This window comes from Roseibium sp. (assembly GCF_025698965.1).
In the GTDB taxonomy this organism is placed as follows: Bacteria; Pseudomonadota; Alphaproteobacteria; order Rhizobiales; family Stappiaceae; genus Roseibium.
The window spans coordinates 1-9,000 of sequence record NZ_JAILWL010000264.1 but is presented as its reverse complement, the minus strand read 5'-3'; the positions used below and the strand labels follow the sequence as shown (position 1 = coordinate 9,000).

Sequence of the window (9,000 nt, the reverse complement as noted above, 5' to 3'; positions counted from 1 at the left end):
GCCCTGGAAGACCCGCTGTCTGGCGAGCTGAGTTACGGAAGATTGCTGACCGGTGTTTCGGTGCTTGGCCGCAAGATCACGCAACTGGTCGGGAACGAAGATACTGTCGGTGTCATGCTGCCCAATGCCAATGGCTCTGCCGTCACGGTTCTGGCCGTCATGTCTGCGGGCAAAATCCCGGCAATGATCAATTTCACCGCAGGAAAGGAAAACATCCTGTCGGCATGCCGAGCGGCAGATGTCACCACCATTTTGTCTTCGCGCACGTTCGTCAAACAGGCGAAACTGGACACACTTGTCGCTGCTTTGAAACCCCACCTGACCTTTGTCTGGCTTGACGAAATCCGTCAGGAAATCGGAGCACTGGACAAAATCAAGGGACTGATGTCCCGAAAAAAGCCGATCGTTCAGCGCAATGCAAGTGATACGGCTGTGATCCTGTTCACCTCCGGTTCGGAAGGCACACCCAAGGGCGTTGTTCTGACTCACAAGAACATTCTCGCCAATGCGACGCAGGCAGCAGCCCGGATTGACTTCACCCCATCCGACAAAGTGTTCAACGTCTTGCCCATGTTCCACTCTTTCGGGCTGACGGCAGGAACCATTTTGCCGCTCATATCAGGAGTTCCGACTTACCTCTATCCATCTCCCCTGCACTACAGGATCATCCCGGAACTGATCTACAGTTCCAATGCCACCATTTTGTTCGGCACGGATACCTTCCTAAACGGATATGCTCGCGTTGCCCATGCATATGACTTCCGGTCCTTGCGCTACTGCTTTGCCGGAGCAGAACCTGTGAAAGCCAGCACCCGTGAAACCTATATGGAGCGGTTCGGTTTGCGCGTTCTGGAAGGCTACGGCGTCACGGAAACTGCCCCTGTCATCGCGATCAACACGCCGATGTTTAACAAACCGGGAACCGTCGGTAAACTCATGCCGGGCATGTCGGCATGGCTCGAACCGGTTCCAGGTGTTGAAACCGGTGGCCGCCTCCATGTATCGGGACCGAATGTCATGATCGGCTATCTCAAGGCCGAGAATCCGGGCGTTGTCGAACCTCTTGTCGACGGCTGGCACGACACCGGCGACATTGTTGAAATCGACGAGCATGGTTTCATAACGATCAAGGGTCGCGCCAAGCGTTTTGCCAAGATCGCCGGAGAAATGGTGTCCCTGGCAGCGGTCGAGACGCTTGCCGGTCAGATCTGGCCGGAGCACCTGTCCGCCGTTTCGGCCGTAAAGGATCCGCGAAAGGGTGAGAAACTGATTCTGCTGACGGAATGTCCGACGGCGACCCGCGCCGATTTCATCGAAGCGGCAAAGACCCACGGGGCACAGGACCTCATGATCCCTGCTGAAGTCCGGGTAGTACCTGCAATCCCGGTGCTTGGCTCCGGCAAGATTGACTTTGCGGGCGTTTCAAAACTGGCAGCAGAGGGAATCCTTGAACCAAAAGCTGCTTAGGCAATCAGTGAGGCGCATCCCGCAATTCTGCGGGATGCGCATGACCAGATAATCAGTGTTCTTTTGCCGCTGCAATCGCCGCGATCAGCCGGTCAACATCGGAATCGGCTGTAGTCCAGTTCGAAACACTGATGCGAAATCCCTTTCTTCCCTGCCATACCGCCGGACCGAACCAGGCTTCACCGGACGCCTGAACGTCAGCAGCAATTCGAGCACATGCGTCTTCCTTGCCTGGTAAAGTCGCAAAGACCTGGTTGAAGTGAATTTCATGGGGAACGTCAAAGCCCAATGCCCGTAGCTCTCTGGCTATTCGCACCGCATGACGGTGAAAACCGGTCACCAGATCCGAGACACCCTTGCGACCGAGCGAAAGCAGTGCCGCCCAGGTTTCCGCACCGCGGGCCGACCGGCTGAATTCCGGAGCACGATCAGAGGGTCCCGGTTTCGTGGCCGGCAGATAGCTTGCGCCAATTGCCATCGAAGCCTGCATTTCCTCAGGATGTCGGCACAACGCAATTCCAGCGTCATAAGGCGTGTTTAAGGTCTTGTGTGAATCGACAACCCAGCTGTCTGCCATTTCCAAACCCGCAAACTTTTGACTCAGCGGTTCTGCCAGGCGTGCCCAGAGGCCAAAGGCCCCGTCCACATGCAGCCATGCGCCAGCTTCTTTACACTTTTGAGCAAGACCTTGAATGGGGTCGACGGCTCCCGAACAAACGTTACCTGCCTGAGATAGAACCAGCGTCCTGTCATCGAGTTCGGGTACCTGGTCCAGGCACAAACGCCCCTGATCGTCCACCTCCACCCATTCGATATCATTTGTCGACAGTCCGGCCATGCGCACCGATTTCAAAACCGTAGCGTGGATTTCGGCACTGGCGACTATTCGCAAACCGGGCGCGCCGATAAGCCCGGCTCCACGCGGATGCCCCAACCGGGAAAGCAACGTGTCGCGTGCAGTGACCAGCAAGGTCATGTTCGCCATCGTTGCACCGGTGGTAAATGCCCCGGAAGTGCCTTTGGGCAATTCCAGCAGATCCACAATCCAGGCAAGAGCAACTTTTTCCATTTCCAGAACAGATGGGCCCGTCAATTCATCGGCGACCTGATCCCAGGCGGACAAAAGCGCGCGCGCTGCGGAAGCCGCAGGAAGAGCACCTCCAATGACGTAGCCGAAATATCGTCCACCAGCGGAACCGACCGTCCCCTCGCCGCCAATTGAATCCATGAGATCAAGAACAGACGTCACGTCCATACCTTCCTCCGGCAAGCCAGGATCTAACTGGCTCAAACGTGCCAACTCGGCATTCACTTTGCGTAAGCCGATCTGCTGCAGGTATCGAGCACCCCTGTTCGCACCGTCCGAAAAAGCTTCCGCCTGAAGTCCAAGAAGGTTATTTTCCATGTATGACCCGACCACCTATATCGAAGAGTTTCTATATAGATGAATATCAATATAGATGTGAAGTCAAGTTCATCCGTAATGTCAGCCCTCTCAAGTCCTGTGCGGCTCCAGATCCTGCTGTGGTTGCTGGATCCGCGTTCTCATTTTCCCGAACAACGGGATGGTGATCTGGTCGAGGATGGTGTTTGCGTCGGCTTCATAACCGAGAAAGTCGGTTTGTCTCAGCCAACTGTCAGTTCTCACATGAAAAAGCTGGCAGAATCGGGGTTGGTGACCGGCAAGAAAATCGGCAATTGGATGTTCTACAAGCCAGTCCGGGAACACATTGCCGATATCGGCGAAGCGCTGTCCAATGTCTCTCGCTCGGAACCAAGGAAACGCACTGAAGTCTGACTGTCTGGTATCGCGTTCCAGGACGGTCTTTTCCTGCTTGCTCCTTGTCAACCTCTGCGATTAGTCTCCGGCAAACGGTTTTGCACCGCTCTGCCATTACCTTATGAACAGGAATTTCCGGATATGTCCGCACCCCAGTATGACGATCAGAATGTATTCGCCAAAATCTTGCGCGGTGAACTTCCGAGTCACAATATCTTTGAAGACGACAAGACGCTTGTGATCATGGACATCATGCCAAGAGGAGACGGGCACATCCTGGTTCTCCCGAAAGCACCTTCACGCAATATCTTTGACATCGCTCCGGAGGATCTGGACGCCGTCATGGGAACTGTTCAGAAAATGGCCCGCACCGTTGTCAAAGCGTTTGGTGCCAATGGCACCACGATCCAACAGTTCTCTGAACCCGCAGGTGGTCAGGTGGTCTTTCACACCCATGTACACGTAATTCCGCGATTTGATGGCGTTTCCTTGAAACCGCATACCGGTGAAATGGCTGACAACGATCTGCTTGCGGAACAGGCCGCAAAGATTCGCGCCGCCCTAGACTGATTCCAGAATGAATTTGCAAGCCTCCGGAGCATCTGCCCGTTTGTTCACGTTTCAGCGGGCATGCATTCTTGATCTGTTTGACGGGTCCGGTTGGTACTTTCCTAGCTGGGACGGAATTGCTGTTTCGGAAAAAGACAGACTTGCCTACAGCCACGTCAACAAACATCTGGTTGATTGCGGATTGTCGGAGGGGAAAACACCGCCTGTCTGGACCTACGAATGCAAGCGGGAAGAATTGGACCTGCTTGCAACGATGCTGCTCTCGGACCACGAACTGCAAAGCTCTGACTACATCACTTTGCAACTCAAGGTACCGGAACAGTATATTCTTCGCACGTGCTACCACGAATGGTGCGAACTCTATTTTACCATTCTTGAAACAGGGCAGATTGAAGACAACGGCCGCTGGCTTGATCTGAAAACCGGTTCGGACAGTAAGGACGTCACAGTCCAGGCAATATTACCTTTCCTGCACAAAAACTGGATCGTCAGCCAAGAACCGCTGTTGATCGAAGAAAGCTCCTGAATGATCTGACAATGACGGCAGTCGCGAAAGCTCAAGCTATCCCGACCAATGCCGCCGCTTCTTCCTGTTCCGTTGCCATCGCCTGATCTTCTTCCAGAACCTTTCTGGGCGCAGGTCTCCGGAAGTAGCTTTCGGTATAGGATTTGAATTCGTCGAACTCGGGTATGATGCCGAACATCATGCCCCAGCGCAGCCCCATGGCCCACAAGACGTCTACGGCCGTCATCCGCTCTCCAAGAACAAACGGATTGTCAGCCAGTTGAGATCTCATGTTTTCCATGACCGTGTCGAAGGTACCGTAGGGTGACATCGAATGCGGTGGTTCTTCCCGGTTCAGGGCGCGGTCAACAAGTGCGGGTTCAAAGCATGACGCAATATACACAAACCAGCGTAGGTAAGGTCCCCGCTGAGGGCTTTCCGCTGCCGGCGTGAGGCCCTTTTCGGGAAAAAGGTCTGCAAGGTAAAGATAGATCGCCACCTGTTCGGTGATGATGGCATTGCCCCGCCGGACAACTGGAACTTTTCCAGCGGGATTGATTTTCAGATAGTCCTGCTGCCGGTTCTCACCGAGTTTGAAGTTCAGGACGTTCAGTTTGTAAGGCGCTTCCAACTCCTCCAGAAGCACGCGTACGCCTGTAGCGCGGGTTTGAGGGGCGTAAAAGAGTTCTACTCGATCCGACATCTTCGCCTCCTGCATCGGGTTTCCCCAAGGAGGTTCTAGATTACCCCATCGAGCAACAGCCAGCCACTGATGAGGAGAACTTCGGCAACCAGAACTCCGACAATCACTTTCTGTCGAGAGACAAGAAAGGCAGCGAAGCCAAATCCTGCTGCGGCAAGACGGAGCCATAGAGGTGTATCGGCCAACACTCCTTGCGGAAAAAGGATCAGTTTCGCAATCAGGCCGGCAACCAGAGCGGTGGCAACGCAGCGCACCCAGATCAGCATTTCACTGTCTTCGCGCAACTTGCCGCCTGCAAATACACCGATCCAGCGCCAGACGTCCGTCGCCAGCCAGCCGGCAACGAGGATCATGACATAGGGCCACCACCAGGTATCTGCGAGTGCGCCCGTCATGACAGCCCCCTGCGAATAATCCTGGTTCCCAGATAGGCCACAGTCCCGCCGATCAACCCTGTCCAAAGAAGATCGAGACCGGGAACGTAAAGGTAAAGCACAGGTCCTAGAACGAGGCCCACCGCCAAAGCAACCTTGTCCACACTCAACTGCGCCGCTCCCCAGAGCGAACACAGGAAGTAAACCGGCGTCAGCAGAAAGAGAGCACCAGCAACCACCGGCGGCATGCGCTCCACCATGAGATACGCGATACCCGTGATGCAGAACACGAAACATGTCACCGCACCGCCAAATCCGATGAAAAACGGCAACCGCCCTTCCTTCGGGAAATTGGGAAGGTGTTTCATGCCGTAAACCCAGGCCGTCACAGCAACAAAATGCGATGCCAACAAAAGTTGCCAGGTCTTTGTCTTTCCCGGGATCTTGATCAGCGGCAAAAATGCAATGGTCATTGGCATAAGGCGGACGGAGGCAAGTGCCACTGCAATGGCGGCTGGAATCAGCCCCATGCCGGAGGAAAGCGCTCCGGTCAGAACCACAATTGATGGCAATGCCCAGATCAACCCGGTCATCGCAAGCGTTTCAACCAGGGTCAAACCACTCTCACGTGCCAGTCCCGCATATCCGACAAAGGCTGCCGTCAGGATAAATGCAGGCAGGGAAATGGCAGCACGCGCACCACGCAGCATCCAAACTCTTCCGGGAAGATCCTGATCAGCAGCATCAAATGTCACAGCCCTGTCCGGCGGAGGCATGAATCTCTGTCCGTGATGAAATTAGTAAGGAACCCTTATAAAAATCCGAAAGAGGAATTTGTCAACGTGACGAATGGCAGTTAGCGACCGGAGCAAAGCTGCCATGCGTTTTTTGCAAGGAAGCACTGAAGCCTGGCCGCATTCTTTTATGGAGAGATGAATTGTTAAAGCGCCGGAAACGCAACACCGTCCCGGCACCCGAATGAACCGGACCTTCGATTCACCTGTACGTCTTCTCAAACGGTATTTTCTGCAGTCTGCAACACAAGTCCCGCTTTTGGAGGCAGGCAGCTACACCGATCGCGTCAGACCGCCGTCGATCCGAATGTTCTGACCGGTGATATAGCCAGCCTCATCGCTCGCCAGATAGGAAATCAAACTGGAAACCTCATCCGACCTGCCATACCGGCCCATTGGAATGCGTTTCCGGCGATCTTCTTTTTCCGGCAAACTATCGATGAACCCCGGCAGGATATTGTTCATGCGCACATTCTGTTCGGCGAACTTGTCTGAAAAGAGCTTCGTGAAACTTGCCAACCCTGCTCGGAAGACCCCGGATGTCGGAAACAGTGGATCCGGTTCGAATGTTGCAAAGGTCGAGATATTGATAATGGTGCCACCTTCTTGCCTTGCCATGATCGGTGCGACCAGACGGCTCGGGCGAATAACATTCATCAGGTAGTAATCCATTCCCAGATGCCAGTCATCGTCGGAAATTTCGAGAATATCGCCTTTCGGACCATGTCCCGCAGAGTTAACAAGTACATCAATTCTTCCAAAGGCTTCCATTACCTTTTCAACAAACGACTTTAAGTCGTCTGAAACAAGGTTTGATCCAGTGTGACCGATACCGCCGAGTTCTTCGGCAAGAGCTTGTCCTTTTCCCGAGGATGACAAGATGGCGACTTTCATTCCGTCGGCTGCCAGACGGCGGGCAGCTTCCGCCCCCATTCCGGATCCTCCAGCGGTCACCAGTGCTACTTTTGTTTCGGACATCTTGTCACTCCTAAGTTCGCTTCCCTGAAAACTAGGGAGTGACGGACGCAACCGCAAATGATTTTCGGGAATGAATTTGATCACATATTTGAATGACCCGGCAGAGTCGCTTCACTAAAAAAGCCCCGGATTTCCGGGGCTTTTAGTGTTTTTCAGTTAATCCGCCAAGGGAACTTTCGGAACAAGGCTTTTCTTGGAGGTCCCGCCCTTACCCGAAGACGATTTACTGTCCTTGGCTGCCGTCACCTTGGCAGCTGGTTTGCGCTTGCGCTTCGGCTTGGGCTTCGTGCTTGCCTTCGGCTTTGCTTTAGGCGGCATTACCCGCTCCTCGACACTTTCAAGCAACAGGCCTTTGCCATCCTCCGACACGGAAACCTTGACCATTCCGCCTTTTTTCAGTTTGCCGAACAGAACTTCATCGGCAAGCGGTCGCTTGATGTGTTCCTGGATGATCCGTCCAAGCGGTCGCGCCCCCATTCGGTCATCATAGCCTTTCGTCGCAAGCCATTTAACCGCTTCGTCGGTCAGCTCGAAAGTCACGTTGCGGTCAGCAAGCTGAACTTCAAGCTGCATGACGAACTTTTCGACCACCTTGTAGACGACTTCCATCGGCAGATTGCCGAACGGAATGATCGCATCCAGCCGGTTCCGGAATTCCGGAGTGAACAGCTTGTTGATCGCTTCCGTATCATCACCTTCCCGCTTCACACGGTTGAAGCCGACAGGCATCTTCGCCATGTCCGCAGCACCCGCATTTGTGGTCATGATCAGGATGACATTGCGGAAATCCACCTGCTTGCCGTTGTGATCGGTCAGTTTTCCGTGGTCCATGACCTGCAGCAGGATGTTGAACAGGTCCGGATGGGCCTTCTCGATCTCATCAAGCAGCAGAACGCAGTGCGGATGCTGGTCGACACCATCGGTCAACAAGCCGCCCTGATCGAACCCGACATAGCCAGGAGGAGCACCAATCAACCGCGACACGGTATGACGCTCCATATATTCCGACATGTCGAAGCGGATCAGCTCGACACCGAGAGACGATGCAAGCTGGCGTGCAACTTCCGTTTTGCCGACACCGGTCGGACCTGAAAACAGGTAGCTTCCGATCGGTTTGTCCGGCTCGCGAAGACCGGCACGGGCAAGTTTGATGGCAGACGCAAGGGTTTCGATGGCGCTGTCCTGGCCATAGACCACCCGTTTCAGATCCTTGCCAAGATTTTCCAGAACCTCGGCATCGTCTTTGGAAACGGATTTCGGCGGTATCCGTGCCATGGTGGCGATTGTGTTTTCAATCTCCTTCACACCAATCGTTTTCCGCCGACGTGCTTCGGGCACCAGCATCTGCGAGGCACCTGTCTCGTCAAGAACATCGATCGCCTTGTCCGGCAGTTTCCGGTCGGAAATGTACTTGGCCGAAAGCTCAACAGCCGTCTTGATGGCGTCAGCCGTGTAGCGAACTTTGTGGAAGTCCTCGAAATACGGCTTCAACCCTTTCAGAATGTCGATTGCATCCGGAATGGTCGGCTCGTTGACATCTATCTTCTGGAAGCGTCGAACAAGCGCGCGGTCCTTCTCGAAAAACTGACGATATTCCTTGTAGGTCGTCGATCCGATACAACGGATCGTCCCGGAAGCGAGTGCCGGCTTCAGCAAGTTGGATGCATCCATGGCGCCTCCGGAAGTCGCACCGGCCCCGATGACAGTGTGGATCTCATCAATGAACATCACTGCGCCGGGATAGTCCTCTATCTCCTTGACCACCTGTTTCAGGCGTTCTTCAAAATCCCCGCGATAACGGGTTCCGGCAAGCAATGACCCCATGTCGA

General features: G+C 54.3%; 10 protein-coding genes. 4 read left to right on the top strand and 6 right to left on the bottom strand.

Features of this window, described 5'->3' with window-relative positions; translation table 11 throughout:
- Nucleotides 1–1,467 (top strand): AMP-binding protein (locus K5905_RS19955; RefSeq protein ID WP_297586908.1); only part of this gene is annotated, 1,467 nt, incomplete at its 5' end.
- A gap of 52 nt (nt 1,468–1,519) precedes the next feature.
- Here the strand turns inward: K5905_RS19955 and K5905_RS19950 are convergent.
- Nucleotides 1,520–2,872, bottom strand: coding sequence for an aminotransferase class V-fold PLP-dependent enzyme (locus tag K5905_RS19950; protein ID WP_297586907.1), 1,353 nt, complete (start codon nt 2,870–2,872; stop codon nt 1,520–1,522).
- Between the two features lie 39 nt (nt 2,873–2,911).
- On the opposite strand from K5905_RS19950, the gene K5905_RS19945 reads away from it, so the two are divergent.
- The 3 genes from K5905_RS19945 (at nt 2,912) to K5905_RS19935 (ending at nt 4,343) form a co-directional block, all read left to right on the top strand.
- Nucleotides 2,912–3,265: a helix-turn-helix transcriptional regulator gene (locus K5905_RS19945; protein WP_297586906.1), complete on the top strand. Its 354-nt coding sequence runs from the start codon at nt 2,912–2,914 to the stop codon at nt 3,263–3,265.
- 123 nt (nt 3,266–3,388) lie between these two features.
- Nucleotides 3,389–3,817 carry an HIT family protein gene (locus K5905_RS19940; RefSeq protein WP_297586904.1) on the top strand — a complete coding sequence of 143 codons (429 nt, stop codon included), beginning with the start codon at nt 3,389–3,391 and terminating at the stop codon, nt 3,815–3,817.
- A 7-nt stretch (nt 3,818–3,824) separates the two neighbouring features.
- Nucleotides 3,825–4,343: a hypothetical protein gene (locus K5905_RS19935; protein ID WP_297586903.1), complete on the top strand. Its 519-nt coding sequence runs from the start codon at nt 3,825–3,827 to the stop codon at nt 4,341–4,343.
- A gap of 31 nt (nt 4,344–4,374) precedes the next feature.
- Here K5905_RS19935 and K5905_RS19930 read toward each other — a convergent pair whose 3' ends face one another.
- The 5 genes from K5905_RS19930 to K5905_RS19910 all read right to left on the bottom strand — a co-directional run.
- Complete coding sequence (locus K5905_RS19930; protein WP_297586902.1) at nt 4,375–5,025, bottom strand: glutathione S-transferase family protein; 651 nt, start codon at nt 5,023–5,025, stop codon at nt 4,375–4,377.
- Nucleotides 5,026–5,060: 35 nt separating this feature from the next.
- Nucleotides 5,061–5,420, bottom strand: coding sequence for an AzlD domain-containing protein (locus tag K5905_RS19925; RefSeq protein ID WP_297586901.1), 360 nt, complete (start codon nt 5,418–5,420; stop codon nt 5,061–5,063).
- The gene (locus tag K5905_RS19920; RefSeq protein ID WP_297586900.1) at nt 5,417–6,175 is read right to left on the bottom strand and encodes an AzlC family ABC transporter permease; all 759 of its coding nucleotides are present in this window, start codon (nt 6,173–6,175) and stop codon (nt 5,417–5,419) included. Before K5905_RS19920 ends, K5905_RS19925 begins: the two co-directional genes overlap by 4 nt.
- A gap of 291 nt (nt 6,176–6,466) precedes the next feature.
- Nucleotides 6,467–7,171 carry an SDR family oxidoreductase gene (locus K5905_RS19915; RefSeq protein WP_297586899.1) on the bottom strand — a complete coding sequence of 235 codons (705 nt, stop codon included), beginning with the start codon at nt 7,169–7,171 and terminating at the stop codon, nt 6,467–6,469.
- 156 nt (nt 7,172–7,327) lie between these two features.
- Nucleotides 7,328–9,000, bottom strand: a 1,673-nt coding sequence (locus tag K5905_RS19910; protein ID WP_297586898.1) for an AAA family ATPase, incomplete at its 5' end; no start/stop codon positions are given.

What these genes read in the sequence shown, in the direction of transcription:
- K5905_RS19930 (WP_297586902.1), bottom strand. Translation starts at nt 5,025, where the DNA reads ATGTCGGATCGAGTAGAACTCTTTTACGCCCCTCAAACCCGCGCTACA.
- K5905_RS19920 (WP_297586900.1), bottom strand. Translation starts at nt 6,175, where the DNA reads ATGCCTCCGCCGGACAGGGCTGTGACATTTGATGCTGCTGATCAGGAT.
- K5905_RS19935 (WP_297586903.1), top strand. Translation starts at nt 3,825, where the DNA reads ATGAATTTGCAAGCCTCCGGAGCATCTGCCCGTTTGTTCACGTTTCAG.
- K5905_RS19925 (WP_297586901.1), bottom strand. Translation starts at nt 5,420, where the DNA reads ATGACGGGCGCACTCGCAGATACCTGGTGGTGGCCCTATGTCATGATC.
- K5905_RS19945 (WP_297586906.1), top strand. Translation starts at nt 2,912, where the DNA reads ATGAATATCAATATAGATGTGAAGTCAAGTTCATCCGTAATGTCAGCC.
- K5905_RS19915 (WP_297586899.1), bottom strand. Translation starts at nt 7,171, where the DNA reads ATGTCCGAAACAAAAGTAGCACTGGTGACCGCTGGAGGATCCGGAATG.
- K5905_RS19940 (WP_297586904.1), top strand. Translation starts at nt 3,389, where the DNA reads ATGTCCGCACCCCAGTATGACGATCAGAATGTATTCGCCAAAATCTTG.
- K5905_RS19950 (WP_297586907.1), bottom strand. Translation starts at nt 2,872, where the DNA reads ATGGAAAATAACCTTCTTGGACTTCAGGCGGAAGCTTTTTCGGACGGT.